This window comes from Anaerohalosphaeraceae bacterium (assembly GCA_037479115.1).
In the GTDB taxonomy this organism is placed as follows: Bacteria; Planctomycetota; Phycisphaerae; order Sedimentisphaerales; family Anaerohalosphaeraceae; genus JAHDQI01.
Genome location: JBBFLK010000013.1, coordinates 44,545 through 65,236, shown reverse-complemented (window position 1 = coordinate 65,236; position 20,692 = coordinate 44,545). Strand labels below are relative to the sequence as shown.

Sequence of the window (20,692 nt, the reverse complement as noted above, 5' to 3'; positions counted from 1 at the left end):
TATTCTGTCTGGAGACTGACCATGGCACAAGGCGAAAAAAGCTGGGAAAAGCGGCTGGCGGGCGGACCGGATGAACTGGCGGTGGATTTTGTGGAGTCGCTGTCGTTCGACAGGCGGTTGTATAAGCACGATATCGCCGGTTCGATTGCGCATGCCGAGATGCTGGCGGCGAAGGGACTGATTACCCGGGCCGAGCTGGCGGAGATTAAGAAGGGGCTTCTGGAGATTGCCGAGGAGATTGCCTCAGGCCGGTTTGAGTTTGACAAGCGGCAGGAGGATATCCATATGGCGGTGGAGGCGGCGCTGATTGCCAAAATCGGCGAGGCGGGAAAAAAGCTGCACACCGGACGAAGCCGCAATGACCAGGTGGCAACGGATCTGCGGCTCTGGATGCGGGATGAGATTGAGATTCTGCAGGCGTATCTGACGGACCTGCAGCGGGCGCTGGTTAAACAGGCCGAACAGTATGCGGAGGACATTATGCCTGCCTATACGCACCTGCAGCGGGCTCAGCCGGTGACAATTGGGGCCTATCTTCTTAGTTTTGTGGAGATGCTGGCCAGAGATTGGGGCCGTCTGAAAGACTGCCGTACACGCCTGAATGTCTGTCCGCTGGGCAGCGGGGCTGTGGCGGGCTCGACCCTGCCGCTGGACCGGGAAATGACGGCCAAATCCCTCGGTTTTGCCGACATTGCCTATAACAGCATTGATTCGGTTTCCGATAGGGATTTTTGTGCCGAGTTTATCTTCTGCTGCTCCCTGATTGCCGCCCATCTGTCTCGACTGGCCGAGGACTGGATTCTGTTTGCGACAACCGAGTTCGGCTTTATCCGAATTGCGGATGCCTACTGCACCTCGTCGAGCATGATGCCGCAAAAGCGCAATCCGGATATGCTGGAGCTGATTCGGGGCAAGACCGGTTCAGTCTATGGGGCCCTTGTAGGGATGCTGACGATTCTCAAGGCCCAGCCGTCCACATACAATCGGGACCTGCAGGAGGACAAGCTGCATGTCTTTCGGGCGGCTGATGTGACGGAAGCGTGTGTGCAGATGGCACGGGCGATTGTTGAGCATACGACGTTTCAGACAAAGCGCATTGCGCAGGGATTGGAGGAAGGATTTCTGGATGCAACGGCGATGGCCGAGTATCTCGTCGGCAAAGGAGTTCCGTTCCGGGAGGCGCACGGCATTGTCGGGACTCTCGTGGCCCAGTGCGAAAAAGAGGGCAAGGTCAAACTCTCGCAGCTGTCGTTGGAGCAGATGCAGGCCGTCTGCCGGATGATTGACAGGGATGTGTATGATGTTTTGGACCCCGCCGGCGTGTGCAGGAACTACAAGACGCTCGGCGCCGGCAGTCTTAAAAATACCCGAGCGCAAATTCAGTATTGGAAGGAAAAAATCAAAGAACAGTGATTTGAAAAAGCAAATAGAAAAAATTTCATCTTTATGTCGCGTGAAGACGAAATTACATCCTGGTTTGCCCGACAGTCCCGGCTGGACCCGAAGCGGTTCCCAATAGGGATTGGGGATGATATGGCCGAGATTCAGCTGGCGGAGGGGGTATCGGTTCTGATTACCACCGATACGCTGATGGACGGCGTGCACTTTGACCTGTCCTCCTGCACGCTTGAGCAGGCGGGCTATAAGGCGATGGCGGCCTCGCTGAGCGATTGCGCGGCGATGGCGACGGTGCCCCTTTGTGCCGTGGCGGCCGTGTCGCTGCCGACGAATTTCGGCATCGAGCATCTCAAGCAGCTGCATGCCGGTCGCGTGCGGGCGGGTGAGCCCTTTGACTGCGAAGTGGTGGGCGGGGATATTACGAAGTGGCGGCACCCGGAGGGCAAACTGGTTCTCTGCTATACCATGCTCAGCCGGCCCAGCGGGCATCATCCGCCGGTGCGGCGAAGCGGAGCCCAGGTCGGAGATTTGATTTGTGTGACCGGCACCCTGGGCGGGTCTATTCAGGGCAAACACCTGGAGTTTGTGCCGCGGGTGCAGGAGGCGCTGGAGATGACGCGGCTGGCCCGGATTCATTCGATGATGGATATTACGGACGGACTGAGCACGGACCTGAACCGAATCTGTACGCAAAGCGGCGTCGGAGCCCTGCTGGAGGCGGAGGCAATTCCGATTTCGGAGGCGGCCCAACAAATGCCCAATCCGCTGGAGGCGGCGCTGAATGACGGCGAGGATTTTGAACTTCTCTTTACACTCCGTCAGGACCAGTGGGAAAAATTGAAGGGCTTTTCGATGGTTCCGCTGACCGTTATCGGGAGGATTACGGACAGCCGCCGCATGCAAATTCGGATGCCGAACGGGCGGGTGGAAGAACTGGTGCCGCGGGGGTTTGACCATTTATGACCGAGATGAAGGTTTTTGAAACGATTACGCATTCGCCCGAAGAGACGATAGAACTGGGCCGGCGGTTCGGGTCGGCACTGAAGGGGGGCGAGGTTGCCGCCTTGATTGGGACGCTCGGGACGGGCAAGACGCATTTTATCAAGGGGGTTGCAGCCGGACTGGGGGCAGCGGGGCTGGGAGCCGTGAACAGCCCGACGTTTGTTTTGATGAATGAGTATTGCGCTCGGGACGGCCAGCTGACGGTGTATCATATCGATGCCTACCGGCTCAAATCGATTCATGAATTCGAAAATCTGGGGATTTCGGATTATCTGGGGCCGGATGCGGTTCTTTTAATCGAATGGGCGGATAAGGTGATGGCGGCTCTGGAGGGGTTGGACTATATCCGGATTGATTTTTCGCATGAGGGGCCTACAGAGCGGCGAATTACCATTCAAAACTGCCCCTATTTCCTGGCTTGATTGACCCATTTCCCAAAAAGGGTCAGGGCGGAAGTTTTTGTGATTTTGACTTGGACGAATTGTCCGGCCAGCTCGGCAGGGCCGTTGAAGACGACAATATAGTCGTGAGCGGTGCGGCCGATCAGCTGGGGCTGGTCGGCGGACTCGGCCTTGTTCAGATGGGGCTTTTTGCTGGGGCCTTCCACAAGCACTTCAAGCGTTTGTCCGAAAAATCGCCGGTTGTCTTCTTCCGCAATTTGGTTGACCAGTTCAAGCAGTCGTATATTTCGCTGCTGTTTGACTTCCGCAGGCACATTGTCCTCAAGCCGCTTATCCGCATAGGTGCCCGGGCGCGGGGAATATTTGAAGATAAAGCAGTTTTTGTAGCGGACTTTCTGGACCAGATCGGCCGTGGCCTCAAAATCCTCTTCTGTTTCCCCCGGAAAGCCGACGATAAAGTCGCCGGTAACGGCCAGATTCGGGACAATCGACCGGGCTTTTTCAATCAGGTCCAGGTACTGTCGGGCCGTGTAGCCGCGGTTCATCGCCTTCAGAATCCTGTCCGAGCCGCTCTGAGCGGGCATGTGCAGGTAGGGGCAGACTTTGGGCAGATGGGCCATCGCCTCAAAAACAGAGTCCTCCATTTTGGCCGGATGACTGGTAATGAAATGAATCCACCGGATTGAGTCAATTTGACTGACTATCTCGAGCAGGTCGGCTAAGGTATAAGTGCGGCCGTTTTCGGTATAACGGTAGGAGTTAATTGTCTGCCCCAGCAGGGTGATTTGCTGAATGCCCTGCTCGGCCAGTTTTTGGGCCTGCTGCAGAATGACCTTGGGCGGCCGAGACACTTCAGGCCCGCGGACATAAGGAACGATGCAGAAGGTGCAGAAATTGTTGCACCCGCGCATGGCTCGGATAAAGGCCTGCGATTTCAGATGATTTTCATCCGAATCATAGGCAACCTCAAACTCGTCCAGCCTCTCGCTGACAGTATGGACATCCGGGCTGTCGGCGGGTCGGCGAATTGTTTCGGTAACGGCAAGGATTTTTCGCCGTTCCTCAATCGCCTGCTGAAGCAGGGCGGGGACTTCGTGGAGTTGTTCGGGGCCGGCGGCCAAATCCACGACCGGATGCTCAAGCAGCTGAGGCCCAAGCCGCTGGGCCATGCACCCGATGACGGCCACGAGCAGATGCGGACGGCTTTTTTTCAGATGCTGCAGGTGGCCCAGGTGCGAGAAGACCCGCTGTTCGGCGTGTTCACGGACGGAGCAGGTGTTGATGACAACGACATCGGCCTCGGCGGGCGAATCGGTCATTTCCCATCCGTTTTCGGTCAGGGCGGCGGCCAGAAGCGACGAGTCCAGTTTGTTCATCTGGCAGCCGAAACTCTTTAAATGTATTTTTTTGCCGTCCATCGGAACCGGTCAGTATAACGCAATCGGCCGGCCGATTCCAGTCTCAGGGCAGCATTGTTTGGGGAGACGGCGGATAGATTAAGTCGGTATCCCGGGCGGACGGGGAAGGCAGCGGGGCCCCACAGGACGGACAGTCCGGGCGGTTAAGCCCACGTGTGCGCCCGCAGGACTGACAGCGAATTACGGGATAGTGATTCAAAGCCAGATAGGTCAGAAACCCGGCCAGGTTAAAGCAGAAGACAAAAAGAAGCCAGACAGCCGTTTTTCCCCAGGAGGTTCGGCGCGGCAAAGCATGAAACAACGCTGCCGCTGTGAAAAGCAGGATAACTGGATAATAAAGAAGTGGTTGTGTTGGTTGGCTGTATTCGAGGAACGAATAAATAGGTGCCCACCATGCAGCACTGGAAAAAATATCTGAATCATTGTCGTAACGGCTTTTAATCCAATTAAAAACCCAGGCAAAACAGGCCGGGTTGGTCAGGGAAGTGTATCCTTGAATCATTTCGAGCATCTTTTGTTCTCGATTTGATTTAGGCAACTCAACGGGTCGAGTGTATTCAAAGTAATTTAAACGGGTAAGAGTTCCATCGGCTTCAATTTTGTAAAGTTCAGCCCAGAGCGTTTTTGGTTTTCCTTTGTTTTTTTCATGCCACGCCAAAAGTTCTTGAATATTCCAAGGCATTGGTGCCTCTTTGTACCAGCCGGCGCTTAGATAAAATGAACCATTTCCATAATTCAAGGTAAACAGTTCGTAGGCATCTTTCGGAAAGGAATCGGGCACCTGGAGAGTGAGCGGGGAGGAATCTCCGACAATTAGGATGGGGGGCTGCTTCCGGCAGCAGATGAAGAGTGCAGGAATAGAGTTAGGTTCTGTGTCCGCCAACCCTTTCCAGTTGCTCTGCTGGACTTTGGTAATCTTGGCGGTTTCATATCTATAAAGGGTGCGCAGACTGCGATTTTCAAAATCTGCTTCATAAACCGCATCAACGGTCATAAGAAATGCTCTGGGGGAAAAGGACCAAACCGGAATCCATGCTTTAAACCCTGTTATGGGGGCAAATGGACGGGTCTGCTTGATATCGTCTGTGAACCCGGCTGCTGAACAATAGCCGAGAACGGTTTTGGCGCTGTTGTATCCAACAAAAACATTTCGGCGAAAGTCATATCGCCAATATTCTGTTTTCCTGCCGTCATCGGATAAGACCGGAAAAATCCAGTCTTGGGTAAATGTTGACGTAATCTGCCGGCAGGGGCTGCTCCAGTCTCTTCTTAACTGGGTGGGACGCAAAAGAGTTTCTGCTTCTTTCAAGTAGTCAAATGGAATCGTTTCGCTTGAACCGGTCCAAAGAATATGATCTTTCGTATCGTATATCTCCGCGGTTTCTTTTGGTCCGAGTCTCCCGCGAAAGCGAATCAGATGCAAAGTTCCATCCGGAAGATATCGAAAGGAAGAATTGCCGATTCTCTCTTCTCGTGTTTCCGGCTTGTCTTCTTTTGATTTGGAAAGGAATTTCTTCAGTTCTTGGATGGCAATTCTGGACTGGAAGAAGAGGTATATTGCTGTTGTTATTGTCAGTGACAGCATGAGAAAAACAGACAACAGCAGGAATATTTTCAACAGAGAAGAGGTTTTTCGAAAAATTGTATGTCTCATCGTGTTTCCTCCTTCTGATTAGAATACTCGGTATTTGAATTCAGCAAACAGCATCGTTCCCAAGTATAAACAAAGAATTGCGATGAATAAAAAAAGATACGGCAGCGGAAGAGGAGAAAAGGCAAGATTAATGCCGAGAAAAGCAAACAGGACAGGAAAGAATCGTGTCGTGTACCAACGAGTCGGCAGCATAAAACTTACTGCTGCGGCCAGATAGAGCACTGCACCCAGGGTAATAAAAAACAATCCTTCCAGCCAGATTCGGAAAGTCGGCGGCGGGGGAAAGTCCCTTACAAAACAAGCATAAAGAAAGAGCAAAGTCCAGATGCCCAGAATCGGGACAAATAAAAAGAAGACGGCTGCGGTGATTTTGACCCACAGCAGCTTGAAGCGAGATATGCTGCGATGCAGCAGAAACGGCCATGTCTTTGTAAAGTGGGCAAACCAAAATTGCCTTACGGCCAAAGCAATTCCCAATCCGTAACTGACCGCAAGCAGCAAGGGACCTACATCTCTGACAGAAGTGTCTGTAAAAAATGCGTTATCATTTTTAATAAACGAACCGGGGTTTTCGTCCCAACTTATCAGGTAGACTTGCCGAAGATCAGGAGAAACTGTTTTGTAAAAACCGAAGATAAATAGGATTCCCGCAGCAGTCATGGCCCAGGGCAGGCATTCGCGGATTTCTTTACGCAGGAGGGCAAGGTATTTCATACAGACATCTCCCAGCTGAAAAGTTTTCGGGCTTGTTTGGGGCCGGTAAACTCGATGAACTGGTCCTCGAGGGTCATTGAAATGGGTTCAACGGCGGCCTGATGCCGGCGGGCCCATTCATAAATCGTCTCTTCGGGGATTTTGACGACGGTGGCTTCGAGTATCTGCTGATTCTGCTTGGAATAAATCAGACCCGGCAGCGTATCGACGGGGATATTCGGCTGCGGAAATTCAAAGAGATATTTTCGAATCTGCATGCGAAACTCTTCGAGGGTGCAGTCGGCCCGAAGAACGCCTTTGTCAATGACGGCGATACGGTCGGCCACCCGCTCCACATCGCTGAGGATATGGCTGGAAAAAAGAATGGTGCGTCCTTCCTTTTGAATCAGATGGACCATTCCCTCCAGAAACTGCCGGCGGACCGCCGTATCCAGGCCGAGCGTCGGGTCGTCCATAATCAGCAGCTCCGGATTGGCGGCCAGCGTGAGGGCCAGATTGACCTGAGCCAGCTGGCCGTTGGAAAGCGATTTGATTTTGCGTTTCGGGGATAATTCAAAATAATCGAGCATTTCCGCAAAAAACTTGGGGTCCCATTGGTTGGGATAAAAGGCCTTCTGAAACTGTTCGAGTTCTCGAATGGTCATCCATCGTTCAAGGTGATGGCCTTCGGTAATGTAGCCGATGCGGCTTCGCAGAGACGGCGGCAGATTGTCGGAGGGATGCCCGAATACTTCGGCACGGCCGGCGGTGGGCGTAAGCAGCCCGAGAATCAGTTTAATCGCCGTGGTTTTGCCGGAACCGTTTCGGCCGAGCAGCCCGTAAACGCATCCTTTGGGAATACTCAGATTCAGATGGTCCAGCGCAGGGGTCTTGTGATAATATTTGGTTAGCTGAAAGGTCTGCAGGACAAAATCGTTCATCGTTAGGAGCTCCTTTTATTTTGTTCAGACAGAAAACGGCGGACTCGGTCTTCAAAAAATTCGATGAGCTTCTGCGGTGTCAGCCCGAGATTTAGGCCCTGAGCAATAAGCGTATCGATGCGCTGGCCGAGCAGATTCAGTTGAGCAAGGTCTTTATCGTCCTGAAGGGCGGGGTCGAGGACAAAGGTGCCCGAGCCGGTTTTGGAGGCGACAAATCCCTGCTGCTCCAGCTCGAGGTAAGCCCGTGCGACGGTATTGGGGTTGATAACCAGCTCTTCGGCCAGTTTCCGCACGGGCGGCAGTTTATCGCCCGGCCGAAGATGCCCCAGAGCAATCGCCCGGCTGATTTGAGAGGCAATCTGCACATAAAGAGGGTCTTTCGAACCAGGCGAGATTTGAACCCAAAGGGCCATGAAGAAATCCTCTCAAATGAGACATATTGTATTAATCGTATTAATACAATTTTCGTCATCTGTCAAATAATTTTTTAAAAAAGATTATGACAATACTCTAACTGTTTGTTATTGAGATAGTTATACTCTCTTTTGACTACAGGAAACCTATGGGACCGATATCAAAAAACCGAATGGAAATAGAGCAGAAGACGGGAAAGTATAAACTTCGCCGGCCCGGATTTGCCGGTTTAACTTGGGAGGATATGGAGCGGCTGGAACGTCTTGTAGAAAAAGGACTTCAACTATCCGGCCTTTATAAAATCGGCTTTCAGAATCTTTTCGATTTGCGGATTGAGAGGGTCGAAATTGCTTTTGAACGTCTGCCGGAGGCGTTTGACGGGCTGCGGGTTCTGTGGCTGTCGGATTTTCACATCGAACCTCTCGAAGGGCTGCCGGAGGCCTTGATAAAGGCTGTAGAGCCGCTTGATTTTGATATTGCCGTGCTGGGCGGGGATTGTGCCTTTCATTATGACCTGACGGAAAAAGCGGTTGAGCAGATGCACAAGATTGCCGAGCCGCTTTTGAAGCGTGTGCCTGTTTACGGCGTTTTGGGCAATCACGACCGGTACGAAATGGGCTGCATCCTCGAAAAATGGGGGGTTCGGATGCTCGTTAACGAGAATTGCCGCCTGGAAAGAGACGCTCAATGCGTTTATTTGGCTGGTGTGGATGACTGTCATTATTACAAAGGGGATGATTTAGAGGCCGCTTCAGCCGGAATTCCTCAGAATTGTTTTTCGATTCTCTTGTCGCATTCTCCGGAAATTGTGAACAAAACGGATGAATATTTGTTTGATTTATGCCTTTGCGGACATACTCACGGCGGACAAGTCTGCCTGCCGAACGGCTTCCCGCCCGTGACCTGTTCATCGGTCAGCAGACGTTTTGCAAAGGGCTTATGGAAAAAAGGCAGATTAGTCGGCTATACCTCCAGAGGAATAGGAGTTTCCGGAATTGCGGTCAGGTTTTTTTGTCCGCCTGAAATCACCCTGTTAACCTTGCGAAAAAGATAGACGATAACAACCGGTAAGGAGAGGATGAAGAAGATGCAGTACGTCCTGTAATAGCCCTTGTTTTTTACAGGAGAAACCGATGGGTAAGGCAAAGAAAAAGAAGGGGGAAAAATCTGCTTCCGAGAAACCGGAAAAGCTTGACAAGAAATTTTACGAGAAGGAACTGGAAAAACTTCAAATCGAGCTTGTCAAACTTCAGGAGTGGATTAAGCACAAAGGCCTGAAGGTTGTTGTCATTTTTGAAGGACGGGATGCCGCCGGCAAGGGAGGGGTTATCAAACGAATCACGCAAAAGCTCAATCCCCGCATCTGCCGGGTGGTGGCTCTGGGGACACCCACAGAGAAAGAGAAGACGCAATGGTACTTTCAGCGGTATGTCGCCCATTTGCCGTCGGCGGGTGAAATGGTCCTATTTGACCGCAGCTGGTACAATCGAGCCGGGGTAGAGCGGGTGATGGGATTCTGCACGGAGGAGGAATATCGCGAGTTTTTGCGTTCCTGTCCGGAATTTGAGCGGATGCTGATTCGCTCAGGGATTATTCTGATTAAATATTGGTTTTCCGTCAGCGATGAAGAGCAGGAGCGTCGTTTTCAGGCCCGTCTGGAAGACCCGACCAAACGCTGGAAACTGAGCCCGATGGATTTGGAGTCGCGGGCCCGCTGGGTCGAATATTCAAAGGCCAAAGATGAAATGTTTGCTCATACGGATATCAAACAGGCGCCGTGGTATGTGGTGGAGGCGGACGATAAGCGTCGAGCCCGATTGAACTGCATTGCCCACCTTCTGAGCATGATTCCGTATAAGGACCTGACACCGCCGCCGATTAAACTGCCGCCTCGACAGAAAGACAAGGGCTACGTGAGACCGCCGATTACAGACCAAAATTTCGTTCCGCAGATTTATTGAATATCAACAACGGTTTCTGCAGAATTGTCAGAACGAATTGAGCAGCGACAAGACGAGCTTGGTGATTTCGGGCAGTAAGCGTTTCAGCCGGGGGCTGAGTTCCATTGTGCAGGCAATTATTTCAGGCTGAATTCCTATAATGATTATGTCTTTCGGCGCTTGTCCCAGCATTTTTGCCATCGCCAGAGTCTGCGGCAGGTCTAAATCGTGAAGCGATAAAGCAGAGGGGTTCGGCGGCAGCAGTTCGTCCGGAGTCATCTGCACGATAGTCCCCGGTGGATAGTTTCCATTGATTGCATCTATCAGAATGACCCGTTCATAGCTGCACAAGGTATCAAGCAGGTCTGCGCCGGACGTGCCGCCGTCCAGGATGTCCACAGAATCCGGCAGAGAAAGATTTCGCAGATGTTCAATGACCCGGACTCCGATTCCTTCGTCCCCGAGAAGGATGTTGCCGATGCCCAAAATTAATGTTCGGGGTTTTTCCGGCATTCTGTTATAGGCAGCAACCCGTCTGAACAACGGTTTGGGGCTTCTTCCGGTCCGGACGAAGCAGATGTACCGAACAGGCCAGACAGGGGTCGAAGGAATGAATCACCCGCAAAATTTCTACCGGTTGGGAGATGTCCGCCACCGGCGTTCCGATTAATGCCTGTTCAAGAGGGCCGGGCTGGTTTTGGTCATCCCGCGGAGAAGCGTTCCAGGAGGTCGGGGTAATTACCTGATACCGCAGAATTTTCCCTTTTGCGGTGCTGCTTCCGGCCGGGATATACGGATTGATGGTGGACCAGTGCCCTAAAGCGCCGCGCGGAGCTTCGGTCAGACCGATTCCGTTCAGCAGGGCCGGGGCAGTCGGGATGACCGGTTTTGTGTAGGAGGGAGCTCCCACAGAAAGTTCATTGAGCCAGCCCGAGGTATGATCGGCACTGTCCATGGCATACGCAATTTTTTGGGCTTCGAGGGCTCGGGCCATCAGACGGTCCATAGCGGAAATTCCGTTTCGGTAATCTCCGTTTACCCACATTCTGGCCAGCGGCCCCAATTCATAGACCTGTCCATTGTAGCGGGGAGCTTTGGTCCAGGAGTAAGCTCCTTCTTTGTAGCGGTCGGCTTCGGTTTCTCCAACGGAAGGATTCAGACCGCTGGGACTGCTGAACCAGGAATATTTGACGTCTTCGGTAATCACAGCCGGGTCCAGCGGTTCCACAGAGGTTCCGTCGTATCTGCCCCGAGCCAGCAGCTTTGAAGTGCCTGCCTCGTTCAGGTCAAAAACGCCGTAGGCGAGCAGTTTTCCGCATCCGAGGCCGATTTGCGAATATTGAGGAAAGAGGTCTTTTAAGGCCTGTGTGTCCGGAACAAAGACCGTATCAATAAATTGTTTGATTTCATCCAGCAAAGCGCGAAAGGCCGCTATTTTCTCTGTAGAGGCCACATCCAGGCATCCGCCCGGCATGAAACTGGCCAGATGCGGCAGTTTGCCCCCGAACAGGGCTCCCATTTGGTGCGCCTTTCTGCGGATGGTGAGGGCTTGGACATAATGGCTGACAAATGTTTCCGCCGGAGCACCGGAGAGCATGTCCGGTGTGGTAAATCTTGGAGCCCACGGGGCCATGTCCAGAATGCTCTGAGTATTGATATAATCCAGGGCGGCCAGATGATAAAAATGCAGGATGTGCGACTGAATATAGTTGGCACCCAGTACGAGGTTTCTCAGGATGCGTCCATTGGCCGGCGGAGTCGCTCCAAAAGCATTTTCGAGCGACAGACAGCTTGCCATGGCATGGGAAACGGGGCAGACGCCGCAGATTCGCTGGGAAATAATCGGAGCATCAAATGCATCATGATTGATAAGGATTTTTTCAAAACCCCGGAACATGACTCCGCAGCTTCTGGCGTCCACAACCTGCAGTTGGTTATCAACGGTATCCACCGTCACTTCAATTTTCAAATGCCCTTCAATCCGTGTAATAGGGTCTATTGTAAAGGTTGTTGCCATTTTTCATCTCCTCATGTCTGCTGAGTCTGATTTACTCAGATGTTTTTTCCGGCATTCAGGAGCCCGTAATAAAGGGGGTCTTTCCATCCGGAAAATCCGGTTCCACGCACCCGCAGCACGGAGACCGAGCTTCGACACACCAATTCACGCCGTTTTGGCCGGGGCCGCCGCTGTTCCATTTCAGAACAGGGCAGTTTGACCAGGTGTTTTTGCCCTTGCAGCCGAGGGATTCAAGGCAGCCGTAATCTCCGAGAGTTGCGGCCTGCGGCGGTGCTGAACCGGGCCAGCGGGAGGGATGGAACAGGCATTTTGCATGGACTCTCTGGCTGCTGGAATCTCCGAACAAATCCGCCGGACGGCCTTTGCTGTCGAGGGTCACTGTTTGACCGGCCAGTACTTTCAGGAGTGTCAGCACAAACCAGTCCGGATGTGCCGGACAGCCGGGAATGTTGATGAGGGGTTTGCTGTATCCCAGCTCAATCAGTTTGTCCGATACGCCTTTGGCCCCTGTGGGATTTGGAACTGCCTGAGGGATGCCGCCATAGCAGGCACAGGTTCCGAGGGCGATGATTCTGTCGGCTTTTTGGCTGAGGATGCTGAATGCCTCCTCCATAGAAAGATGACCGCCGATGTCACAGAATTTTACGGGACAAGCGGCGTCTTCTGCAGGAATGGAACCTTCCACAACCAGAATATATCCTTGTTTACATAGGGCATTGAAATCAATCAGATTGACCCGTCCATCTTTATCCAGGTCGAATTTCAGGTCAGGGCCTTCCATCAGCCACTGATTTTCAAATGCGGCCAGTTCCGTCAGGTTTGGATGCGGCCCCAAGGCGCCTTTTATGGCCAAGTCTCCAGCAGCTGCGATAAGGGTGGAATGGTATCCAAGATTGATTTTATTCAGAAGAATATCATCGATCGTAGTGGTTTTTACGCTGTTCAGCAGCGAAACGCTGCAGCCGCTGCAGCTTTGTCCCTGAAGCCAGATGACACGAGGGTCTCCGTTACCGGCCATTGCTTTTTGGATGAGGTCCAATGGGAGAACCGAAGTGATGCCTGCTGCACCGGCGATTTTGAGAAAATCCCGTCTGGACAATCGCATAAGTCCACCCTTTCCGTAAGGTTTCAGCCCCCTGTTCAGGCAAAGGTCAATTATAACCCCTTTAATCTGTATATTCCTCCTAATCAATGAATTTTACTTACAGAAAATAAAAGAAAATAAAAATCTCTTTTCTTGTTTCGTAAATGCCGGGTGAAAAGGAAGTTACAGTAAAAAATTTTTTATGACAAAAAAACGGGGAAGATACGTAAGTATAGAGCATTCCTATATAGGAAAGTCTTATCTTTCGATGGGATGATGAAGAGGCACAAAAATTGTTTACGGCTAAAACTGTTAACAAATTTCTTGACGGATTAAAAAGCATAGACTATATTTTGCGATTGTTGCGGATGTGGCGGAATTGGCAGACGCGCAGGCTTCAGGTGCCTGTGGGCATTGCGCTCGTGGAGGTTCGACTCCTCTCATCCGCATTCTCTTTCTTTTCTTGTTCTTGTCTTCCCCATCATATTTGACACGTCTTGTCCTCTTTTTTTAAGGGATTTTCGAAGAGATTACCGATATTCGCATTGTAAGAGGGGGATTATCTGTTAAAATAGAGAAATATGGTTGTGGAGAAGAAAAATGGATAACTGGCTGCTTCTTGCCGCACAGGTGCATCGGTCGGCGAGTGCGGATGTGAGTTTGGTTCGCCAAACGGTGGATTTTCTCTGGGAGCAAATCACGGCACTGACCTGGTTTCAGGCCGTTCTGGCGATTTCATTTGGAGTTGTCTATCTGCTTTACGGATGGCGCATCTTTCGGGTGTTGGTTGTCATCTCTTTCGGACTGCTGGGAATGTTTTTGGGAATTATGGCGGGGGAACGGTTCGGCAATGTCGTAGTCGGCGGACTGGCAGGAACGGCTGTTTTTGCATTTTTGGCTGTTCCGCTGATGAAATGGTGTGTCAGTTTCCTGGGGGCCGCAGCGGGAGGAATTATCACAAGCGGGATATGGTATGCCTGCCGACTTCCGGAGCAGTATATCTGGGCGGGGGCGATTATCGGGATTGTGGCCGGTGGGATGATTTCTTTTATCCTGCTGAAAGCCTCGGTGATGCTCTTTACCAGTCTGGGGGGCAGCTTGATTACAATGGTGGGCGTTTTAGCCCTTCTGCATGAATATGAAATCAATCAGCCGCAACCCACTCGATATATTGAGGATTTGATTTACCTGCATCCGTGGTTTCTGCCGACGGTAATTATTGTACCGACGCTGATTGGGATGTTTATTCAGCACAAGTTCATCCAGCATTCTTCAAAATGGGACATCAAGTAATCCGCCGAAACGCCGCGGGCTATTTCAGCTCTTCCTGCAGACGCCGGATTTTCTGCACGTACAGGTCGGCCTTGAATTTGCGCCGGAGCCCTGCGGCATTCATATAACGGACCTGTCCGAAGACGGGCCGTTCCTTCCAGGGGCGATCGTGTTTGCCCAGACACCAGGCAATCCCGGCGTATCCGTTGGGGTCTCGGCCGTCCAGTTCGTATTTGTCATTGAGGGCGATGAGCATTTCAAGGGCTTCTTCGGGACGGCGGGTCCATTCGAGCACCTTCTTGCCCCAGTACATCCGCATGTATCCATGCATTTTTCCGGTCAGGACCATTTCCATCTGAGCGGCATTCCAGTATGGGTCGGCTGTGGAGGCCGTCTCCATCTGTTCGAGAGTGTAGAGCACCGGGCGTTTGTCACGAGAATGATACTGCAGGGTTCGCTGGGCCCAGTGAGGCAGGGCTTCGAATTGATCATAGTTCGGATTGTAGAAAACGAAATTATGACTCAATTCCCGCCGAACGATGAGTTCTTCGAGAAAGGACGCAGCGGCTTTTTCGTCTGCTTCGCGAGCGGCCAGGGCAATTTCCAGCGGAGAAATCTGGCCGAAATGCAGATAGGGGCTCATGTTGGACTGGCCGTCGAGGACGGGATTGTTTCGGGCTTTGTCATAGTCAGCCAGCTTGTTTTGAAGGAAGTCAAGTAGATGCTGTCGGGCCTGCTGATAGCCGCCTCGGAAGAAAGGAGAAGGCGGAACGGAACTGTCGATGCCCAGCGAGCGAGCCAGCTTAAGAGGATTGTCGATTTGGATGCTTTTTACCCGCAGCGAAAGCGATGACCGATGCGGTCGGGTCTCCTGCAGCGGAACAAGAAATCGTTCCAGTTGACGATGAATGCGGGGACGCAGCGTTCCGGCGGAGTAATTTTCTTTCTCAGAGGCGGTCTCCACCGGAACCACCAGATTGGCTGTAACTTCATACAAGGGGCAGTCGATTTTTTCCGCAACGGCACTTCGCCATTGACACTGAATGCGCAGGTATCCTTCATCTGTAATGACCAAATCCGCTCGGGTGGCAAGGGTGGAAATGACATCCGCGGGATTGCCGATTTGAACGGCCAGCTGAATGCCTCGGCGCGCCAGCTCGGCCTGGGTTTCCTGAAGGCCTTCGAGCAGAAAAACATAATGACGCAGGTTGGCATTCGGAAAGGCAGACGTCAGCCCAAAGGCCGCCAAAAGCGGTTTTTGCCGTTCATTGGCGCAGCGGACGGCGTATTCGAGGGCATGATTACAGACGGCCCGCTGGGCGCTTTGCATCCAATACAGAACGTATCCCCTGTTCTGGGCTTGGCGGCGGTTCAGGGTTCGAATCCGCTCCGGCTGAATCATGTCATTCCGTGTCGCCTTTTTGCTGGATTTTGCTCCACGTATCTTTCAGCGTGACGGTTCGGTTGAAGACCAGATGTCCGTCTCGGGTGTCGGGGTCTGTGCAGAAATAGCCCAGCCGTTCGAACTGCCAGCGGTCAAACGGCTTGGTGGTTTTCAAAGACGGCTCGACCTTGCAGCCGGTCAGGATTTTCAGAGAATCCGGGTTGATATTGACCGTGAAATCCTGCCCTTCGGGGACATCTTCCGGGTCTTCTTTGGTAAAGAGATGCTCATAGAGCCGCACCTCTGCGTCGAGGGCGTGGGCGGCGCTGACCCAGTGGATAGTGGCCTTGACCTTCCGGCCGTCGGGGGCTTCGCCGCCGCGGGTGGCCGGGTCATAAGTGCAGCGGAGCTCAACGATATTTCCGGCACCGTCTTTAATGACCTCTTGGCATTTGATTAAGTAGCCGTAGCGGAGCCGCACTTCACGGCCGGGGGCCAGACGGTAAAACTTCTTGGGCGGGTTTTCCATAAAGTCATCCCGCTCGATGTATAGGACTTTGGAGAAGGGAACCTGCCGCGTTCCTGCCGACAGGTCTTCGGGATTGTTAATTGCCTCGAGCAGTTCGGTCTGTCCGTCCGGATAGTTGGTCAGAACGACCTTGAGGGGATTCAGGACGGCCATGACGCGCGGCGAGGTTTTATTGAGGTCTTCGCGAAGACAATGTTCGAGAAGGGCATAATCAACGGTGCTGTTGAACTTGTTGACGCCGATGACCTTACAGAAATTGCGGATGGCTTCGGGCGAATAGCCGCGCCGACGAAGGCCGCGCAGGGTCGGCATCCGCGGGTCATCCCAGCCGCGGACAAAGTTTTCTTTGACCAGACGCAGGAGTTTGCGTTTGCTCATCACGGTATACGTGAGGTTCAGGCGGGCAAACTCAATCTGGCGGGGATGATAAATCCCCAGCTGGTCGAGGAACCAGTCGTACAGCGGACGGTGGTTTTCAAACTCAAGCGTACAGATCGAGTGGGTGATGCCTTCGATAGAGTCCTCCAGGCCGTGGGCCCAGTCATACATCGGGTAGATGCACCATTTGTCGCCGGTTCGATGATGCGTGGCATGAAGAATCCGGTACATCACAGGGTCCCGCATGTTCAGATTTGGATGAGACATGTCGATTTTGGCCTTCAGAGTCCGGGACCCATCCGGAAACTCACCGTTTTTCATTCGTTCAAAGAGGTCCAGATTTTCCTCAACGGAACGGTCCCGGTACGGGCTGTTTCTGCCCGGCTCGGTGAGGGTGCCGCGATACTGACGGGTTTCTTCGGCCGACAGGTCGCAGACATAGGCCTTGCCTTTTTTGATTAACTCGACCGCCCAGTCGTACATCTGCTGGAAATAGTCGGAGGCAAAATAGAGCCGGTCTTCCCAATCCCAGCCCAGCCAGCGGACATCCTCAATGATGGCATCCACATATTCCTGGTCTTCTTTGGAGGGATTGGTGTCGTCGAAACGCAGGTTGCATTTGCCGCCGAATTCCTGAGCGATGCCGAAGTTCAGGCAAATGCTTTTGGCGTGTCCGATATGGAGATAGCCGTTTGGTTCCGGGGGAAAACGGGTGTGTACCCGACCGCCCCAGGTTCCTTTTTCACAGTCCTCCGCAATGATTTGCCGGATAAAGTCCATCCGTTGCGGCTGATTATTATTGTTGGATTCGTTTGGGCTCATAGTTTTGCGACTTATTGTGTCCTGTTATTGGCCTTCTTATTTATTACTTTGACTAATAGAAGGATAAACTAAACTATCTTTCGGCATTTTCAATAAAAAGTTTCAGAAATTGGCTTCAGCATCAAGTGTTTTCATTGCTGAACAGAGACTTCTTGACTTTGCAGAGAGATTGACCTATCTTGTCGGGTTTTCCGAAACTTATGAGAGGTTTTTATGATTGTAACACGGTTTGCTCCCTCGCCGACGGGGTATCTGCATATCGGCGGAGCTCGAACGGCGCTGTTTAACTGGCTTTTGGCCCGAAAAAGCGGCGGCAAATTTCTGCTGCGCATCGAGGATACCGACCTGAAGCGCAATACACCCACTGCGACCCAGCAGGTTTTGGCGGATTTGCGCTGGCTGGGAATTGACTGGGATGAAGGCCCGGAAGTCGGGGGGCCGAACGGACCGTATTTTCAGTCGCAGCGCCTGGAGATTTATCAGCATTACGTCCGAAAGCTGATAGAAGAAAAGAAGGCCTACTACTGTTTTGATACGCCGGAGGAGATTGAACGGCTTCGTCGAGAGGCCGAGGCCAAAAAGCAGGTCTTTTTGTACCCGCGGCCGGCGCTTTTTCCGGAACCGGAAGAAGCCCAAAAAGCACGTGCCCAGGGACGTCCCGTTACGGTGCGGCTTGCGGTGACGGAGACGGAGCCGATTGTGGTCCGGGATTTGCTTCGGGGGGATGTGGTGTTCAATCCGGCGGAAATCGGGGATTTTGTCATCTTAAAATCGGATGGTTTCCCGACCTATCATCTGGCGGTAGTGGTGGATGATGAATTGATGGGGGTCACGCATGTCATTCGCGGGCAGGAGCACCTGATGAATACCCCGAATCATCTTCTGCTGCAGCGGGCACTGGGCTTTCGAACACCGGCATACCTGCATATGTCCGTTACCGTCAGTGAAAGCGGGGGCAAACTGTCCAAGCGGGAAAGGCCCGAAGCACTCCGGAAAGCGATTCAGGAGAAAAAAGAGGTCGATTTGGACGCATTGGCCAAGGCCGCCGGTCTAAGCCGACAGGAGCTGGATTCGTTCTTGGCAGGGGAGAAAATGCCGGATATGCCGGCCATCGATGCGATGGCGGCGTTTCTGGGGGTGCACCTGCCGGAAATTAACGTGGTGGATTTTCTCAAGAGCGGCTATCTGCCGGAAACGATGGTCAATTTCCTGGCCCTGCTCGGGTGGAGTCCAGCCGGCCGGCAGGAGATTATGGACCGGCAGGAATTGATTGAGGCCTTTGACCTGAGCCGCCTGAACAAGTCCAACAGTCTGTTCGACCGCAAGAAACTGCTGGCCTTTAATACGGAGCACATCAAACGGGTGCCGCTGAAGACGCTGGTGCGTCATTTTCGGGTCTTTCTGGAGGCGACCGGTTCGCCCGTTGCAGCGGCGGATGATGCGATCCTGGAGCATCTGATTCGGATTAATGAAGGGGCCCGGACACTGGCTCAGATTGAGGAGAAATGCCGCTTTGCTTTTATCCCGGATGAGGCGGTTGCTTATGACCCTGAAGCGGTCAAAAAGGTGTTGCAGAAAGAAGGGACGGCCGATATTCTGAAAACGATTGCTCAGCGGCTCCGGGAACTGAAAGAGTTTACGGCCGAATCGCTGGAAGTGATGCTGCGGAATCTGGCGGAGGAAAAACAGGCCGGTCTGGGCAAGGTTGCTCAGCCGCTTCGGGTGGCCATTACGGGAACAACCATAAGTCCGCCTATTTTTGATGCCGTCAAACTTCTGGGGCTGGAGAGGACGTTGAAACGAATTGAACGAGCGATTCATCTTTTCGGCCATGCGTAAAGAAAGGGAATGCAATGTCATTGCTGGTGACCGGTTCGGTTGGAATTGATACGGTACGGACGCCGTTCGGATACAATGAAGACTGTATCGGCGGCTCGGCGGTCCATTTTGCGATGGGGGCAGGGATTTTTACGGATGTCAAGTTCCTCGGTGTAGTCGGCGAGGACTTTCCGTTTGATTTGAAGGAAATCTTCCAGGGACGTCGGGTGGATTTGACGGGGCTGGAAATCCGCAAAGGCAGCAAGACGTTCCGCTGGTGCGGTTCCTATCAGGGTGATATGAATGAGGCCCGTACGGAGTCGGTGGAGCTGAATGTGCTGGCCGAAGCCCCGCCGCGGATTCCGGACAGCTATCTGGATTGTGAGTATGTCTTTTTGGCCAATACGGCGCCGGCCCTTCAGATGGAACTGCTCAGCCAATTGGGCAGTCCGGCGTTTGTGGCGGCGGATACGATGAATCACTGGATTGTCACGGCCAATGATGATTTGAAAGAGCTGCTGGACCGGATTGATATGCTGATTCTCAACGATGGGGAAGCACGTCTTTTGACGGGCCAGCAGAATCTGATTACGGCGGCCAAGCGAATCCTCGAAATGGGCCCCCGATTTGTGGTGATTAAGAAGGGCGAACACGGCTCAATGATGTACACACGCGACGGGGATTGTTTCATTCTGCCGGCTTATCCGACGCCGGTAGTGATTGACCCCACCGGAGCGGGAGACTCCTTTGCCGGCGGGATGATGGGCTACCTGGCCCAGTCGGACCGGGTCGATGTCATCTCGCTTCGCAACGCAATTGTCTATGGCACGGTGGTGGCGTCTTTCACCATCGGGGATTTTTCAATTTACGGGATTCGTTCGGCGACGCGGGAAATGATAGACGAGCGGTTCGATTTTATGCGGAAGGTGACGCAGTTTTAGATTCCTCCTGCCCCGACAGGACTCGCTATGCGGCTTTTTATTGCGGTAGATGTGGATGAGCAGGTTCGCGGACAGCTGGCTTCTGTGCAGAAGCAGCTGCGGCAGACCCTTTCGGGACCGAGTGTAAAATGGGTGAATCCGGACCTGATTCATCTGACCCTGAAGTTTTTGGGCGAGGTGCCGGATCGGGATGTTCCGCAGGTCTGTCGGCTGACCCAGGAAGCCGCCCGGCGGCATTCCCCGTTTGAGATACGGGTACAGGGAATCGGCACGTTCGGCAAGCCGCCTCGTGTGCTGTGGGTCGGCGTACTGGAGTCGGAGAAATTGGCGGCCCTGGCGGCGGATATCGAAAAGACCTTTGAAGAAGCCGGCTGGCCGCGGGAGGAAAAGGGGTTCAGTGCTCATTTAACCCTGGCCCGCATCAAAGACCCAAAGGCAGGGGGATTGGTTGAGCGGGCTGTTCGGACACAGCCGTCTTCCAGTTTCGGAGATGTGTGGATTGACCAGGTAGTGGTTTACGAAAGTCAGCTGTCGGCGGGAGGGCCGATTTATACGCCTGCAGGAAAATATGACTTAAACGGATAAA

19 protein-coding genes and 1 tRNA gene are annotated in these 20,692 nt (G+C 52.9%); 10 read left to right on the top strand and 10 right to left on the bottom strand.

Translation table 11 applies throughout. The features are described from left to right. Positions 1–21 precede the first annotated feature (21 nt). The 3 genes from argH to tsaE are packed head-to-tail and all read left to right on the top strand — an operon-like array spanning position 22 to position 2,822. A complete protein-coding gene (gene argH / locus WHS88_07870) occupies positions 22–1,413 on the top strand; it encodes an argininosuccinate lyase (GenBank protein MEJ5260089.1) in 1,392 nt (463 codons plus the stop codon). A 33-nt stretch (positions 1,414–1,446) separates the two neighbouring features. Further along, complete coding sequence (locus tag WHS88_07865; GenBank protein MEJ5260088.1) at positions 1,447–2,361, top strand: thiamine-phosphate kinase; 915 nt, start codon at positions 1,447–1,449, stop codon at positions 2,359–2,361. Next, a complete protein-coding gene (gene tsaE, locus WHS88_07860) occupies positions 2,358–2,822 on the top strand; it encodes a tRNA (adenosine(37)-N6)-threonylcarbamoyltransferase complex ATPase subunit type 1 TsaE (protein ID MEJ5260087.1) in 465 nt (154 codons plus the stop codon). Before WHS88_07865 ends, tsaE begins: the two co-directional genes overlap by 4 nt. On the opposite strand, the gene miaB is transcribed toward tsaE, so the two are convergent. Genes miaB through WHS88_07835 form a run of 5 tightly spaced genes read right to left on the bottom strand, consistent with a single transcriptional unit; the run spans position 2,807 to position 7,920 of the window. Beyond that, positions 2,807–4,219, bottom strand: coding sequence for a tRNA (N6-isopentenyl adenosine(37)-C2)-methylthiotransferase MiaB (gene miaB, locus WHS88_07855; GenBank protein ID MEJ5260086.1), 1,413 nt, complete (start codon positions 4,217–4,219; stop codon positions 2,807–2,809). The genes tsaE and miaB overlap by 16 nt on opposite strands. A gap of 43 nt (positions 4,220–4,262) precedes the next feature. Then, complete coding sequence (locus WHS88_07850) at positions 4,263–5,873, bottom strand: PLD nuclease N-terminal domain-containing protein (protein ID MEJ5260085.1); 1,611 nt, start codon at positions 5,871–5,873, stop codon at positions 4,263–4,265. A gap of 18 nt (positions 5,874–5,891) precedes the next feature. Continuing rightward, positions 5,892–6,587 carry a hypothetical protein gene (locus tag WHS88_07845; protein MEJ5260084.1) on the bottom strand — a complete coding sequence of 232 codons (696 nt, stop codon included), beginning with the start codon at positions 6,585–6,587 and terminating at the stop codon, positions 5,892–5,894. Beyond that, positions 6,584–7,507: an ABC transporter ATP-binding protein gene (locus WHS88_07840; protein ID MEJ5260083.1), complete on the bottom strand. Its 924-nt coding sequence runs from the start codon at positions 7,505–7,507 to the stop codon at positions 6,584–6,586. The genes WHS88_07845 and WHS88_07840 overlap by 4 nt, the downstream gene beginning before the upstream one ends. Before the next feature lie 2 nt (positions 7,508–7,509). Continuing rightward, entirely contained in the window at positions 7,510–7,920 is a 411-nt protein-coding gene (locus tag WHS88_07835; protein MEJ5260082.1) for a GntR family transcriptional regulator, read from the bottom strand. 149 nt (positions 7,921–8,069) lie between these two features. On the opposite strand from WHS88_07835, the gene WHS88_07830 reads away from it, so the two are divergent. Next, a complete protein-coding gene (locus WHS88_07830; protein MEJ5260081.1) occupies positions 8,070–8,975 on the top strand; it encodes a metallophosphoesterase in 906 nt (301 codons plus the stop codon). A gap of 79 nt (positions 8,976–9,054) precedes the next feature. Next, complete coding sequence (ppk2, locus tag WHS88_07825; protein ID MEJ5260080.1) at positions 9,055–9,882, top strand: polyphosphate kinase 2; 828 nt, start codon at positions 9,055–9,057, stop codon at positions 9,880–9,882. A 27-nt stretch (positions 9,883–9,909) separates the two neighbouring features. On the opposite strand, the gene WHS88_07820 is transcribed toward ppk2, so the two are convergent. The 3 genes from WHS88_07820 to WHS88_07810 are packed head-to-tail and all read right to left on the bottom strand — an operon-like array spanning position 9,910 to position 12,983. Continuing rightward, the gene (locus WHS88_07820) at positions 9,910–10,374 is read right to left on the bottom strand and encodes a hydrogenase maturation protease (GenBank protein MEJ5260079.1); all 465 of its coding nucleotides are present in this window, start codon (positions 10,372–10,374) and stop codon (positions 9,910–9,912) included. Positions 10,375–10,378: 4 nt separating this feature from the next. After that, positions 10,379–11,878: a nickel-dependent hydrogenase large subunit gene (locus WHS88_07815; protein MEJ5260078.1), complete on the bottom strand. Its 1,500-nt coding sequence runs from the start codon at positions 11,876–11,878 to the stop codon at positions 10,379–10,381. Between the two features lie 55 nt (positions 11,879–11,933). Continuing rightward, positions 11,934–12,983 carry a hypothetical protein gene (locus tag WHS88_07810; GenBank protein ID MEJ5260077.1) on the bottom strand — a complete coding sequence of 350 codons (1,050 nt, stop codon included), beginning with the start codon at positions 12,981–12,983 and terminating at the stop codon, positions 11,934–11,936. 343 nt (positions 12,984–13,326) lie between these two features. Between WHS88_07810 and WHS88_07805 the strand changes: the two genes are divergently transcribed. Both WHS88_07805 and WHS88_07800 read left to right on the top strand, forming a co-directional pair. After that, positions 13,327–13,411 (top strand) — tRNA-Leu (locus WHS88_07805). A 151-nt stretch (positions 13,412–13,562) separates the two neighbouring features. Beyond that, positions 13,563–14,255: a DUF4203 domain-containing protein gene (locus WHS88_07800; protein ID MEJ5260076.1), complete on the top strand. Its 693-nt coding sequence runs from the start codon at positions 13,563–13,565 to the stop codon at positions 14,253–14,255. A 19-nt stretch (positions 14,256–14,274) separates the two neighbouring features. Here the strand turns inward: WHS88_07800 and phrB are convergent, their stop codons facing one another. Beyond that, positions 14,275–15,636, bottom strand: coding sequence for a deoxyribodipyrimidine photo-lyase (phrB, locus tag WHS88_07795; GenBank protein ID MEJ5260075.1), 1,362 nt, complete (start codon positions 15,634–15,636; stop codon positions 14,275–14,277). 1 nt (position 15,637) lies between these two features. Continuing rightward, complete coding sequence (locus WHS88_07790) at positions 15,638–17,347, bottom strand: glutamine--tRNA ligase/YqeY domain fusion protein (GenBank protein ID MEJ5260074.1); 1,710 nt, start codon at positions 17,345–17,347, stop codon at positions 15,638–15,640. Positions 17,348–17,560: 213 nt separating this feature from the next. On the opposite strand from WHS88_07790, the gene gltX reads away from it, so the two are divergent. From gltX to thpR, 3 genes are read left to right on the top strand one after another with little or no spacing between them, the layout of a single operon-like run. Continuing rightward, positions 17,561–19,186: a glutamate--tRNA ligase gene (gene gltX, locus WHS88_07785; GenBank protein MEJ5260073.1), complete on the top strand. Its 1,626-nt coding sequence runs from the start codon at positions 17,561–17,563 to the stop codon at positions 19,184–19,186. Between the two features lie 14 nt (positions 19,187–19,200). Then, on the top strand, positions 19,201–20,106 hold the full coding sequence (locus tag WHS88_07780) for a PfkB family carbohydrate kinase (protein MEJ5260072.1): 906 nt from the start codon (positions 19,201–19,203) through the stop codon (positions 20,104–20,106). 27 nt (positions 20,107–20,133) lie between these two features. Next, positions 20,134–20,691 carry an RNA 2',3'-cyclic phosphodiesterase gene (thpR, locus tag WHS88_07775; protein ID MEJ5260071.1) on the top strand — a complete coding sequence of 186 codons (558 nt, stop codon included), beginning with the start codon at positions 20,134–20,136 and terminating at the stop codon, positions 20,689–20,691. The last annotated feature ends 1 nt before the right edge of the window (position 20,692 follow it).

What these genes read in the sequence shown, in the direction of transcription:
- argH (MEJ5260089.1), top strand. Translation starts at nt 22, where the DNA reads ATGGCACAAGGCGAAAAAAGCTGGGAAAAGCGGCTGGCGGGCGGACCG.
- WHS88_07865 (MEJ5260088.1), top strand. Translation starts at nt 1,447, where the DNA reads ATGTCGCGTGAAGACGAAATTACATCCTGGTTTGCCCGACAGTCCCGG.
- tsaE (MEJ5260087.1), top strand. Translation starts at nt 2,358, where the DNA reads ATGACCGAGATGAAGGTTTTTGAAACGATTACGCATTCGCCCGAAGAG.
- miaB (MEJ5260086.1), bottom strand. Translation starts at nt 4,219, where the DNA reads ATGGACGGCAAAAAAATACATTTAAAGAGTTTCGGCTGCCAGATGAAC.
- WHS88_07850 (MEJ5260085.1), bottom strand. Translation starts at nt 5,873, where the DNA reads ATGAGACATACAATTTTTCGAAAAACCTCTTCTCTGTTGAAAATATTC.
- WHS88_07845 (MEJ5260084.1), bottom strand. Translation starts at nt 6,587, where the DNA reads ATGAAATACCTTGCCCTCCTGCGTAAAGAAATCCGCGAATGCCTGCCC.
- WHS88_07840 (MEJ5260083.1), bottom strand. Translation starts at nt 7,507, where the DNA reads ATGAACGATTTTGTCCTGCAGACCTTTCAGCTAACCAAATATTATCAC.
- WHS88_07835 (MEJ5260082.1), bottom strand. Translation starts at nt 7,920, where the DNA reads ATGGCCCTTTGGGTTCAAATCTCGCCTGGTTCGAAAGACCCTCTTTAT.
- WHS88_07830 (MEJ5260081.1), top strand. Translation starts at nt 8,070, where the DNA reads ATGGGACCGATATCAAAAAACCGAATGGAAATAGAGCAGAAGACGGGA.
- ppk2 (MEJ5260080.1), top strand. Translation starts at nt 9,055, where the DNA reads ATGGGTAAGGCAAAGAAAAAGAAGGGGGAAAAATCTGCTTCCGAGAAA.
- WHS88_07820 (MEJ5260079.1), bottom strand. Translation starts at nt 10,374, where the DNA reads ATGCCGGAAAAACCCCGAACATTAATTTTGGGCATCGGCAACATCCTT.
- WHS88_07815 (MEJ5260078.1), bottom strand. Translation starts at nt 11,878, where the DNA reads ATGGCAACAACCTTTACAATAGACCCTATTACACGGATTGAAGGGCAT.
- WHS88_07810 (MEJ5260077.1), bottom strand. Translation starts at nt 12,983, where the DNA reads ATGCGATTGTCCAGACGGGATTTTCTCAAAATCGCCGGTGCAGCAGGC.
- WHS88_07800 (MEJ5260076.1), top strand. Translation starts at nt 13,563, where the DNA reads ATGGATAACTGGCTGCTTCTTGCCGCACAGGTGCATCGGTCGGCGAGT.
- phrB (MEJ5260075.1), bottom strand. Translation starts at nt 15,636, where the DNA reads ATGATTCAGCCGGAGCGGATTCGAACCCTGAACCGCCGCCAAGCCCAG.
- WHS88_07790 (MEJ5260074.1), bottom strand. Translation starts at nt 17,347, where the DNA reads ATGAGCCCAAACGAATCCAACAATAATAATCAGCCGCAACGGATGGAC.
- gltX (MEJ5260073.1), top strand. Translation starts at nt 17,561, where the DNA reads ATGATTGTAACACGGTTTGCTCCCTCGCCGACGGGGTATCTGCATATC.
- WHS88_07780 (MEJ5260072.1), top strand. Translation starts at nt 19,201, where the DNA reads ATGTCATTGCTGGTGACCGGTTCGGTTGGAATTGATACGGTACGGACG.
- thpR (MEJ5260071.1), top strand. Translation starts at nt 20,134, where the DNA reads ATGCGGCTTTTTATTGCGGTAGATGTGGATGAGCAGGTTCGCGGACAG.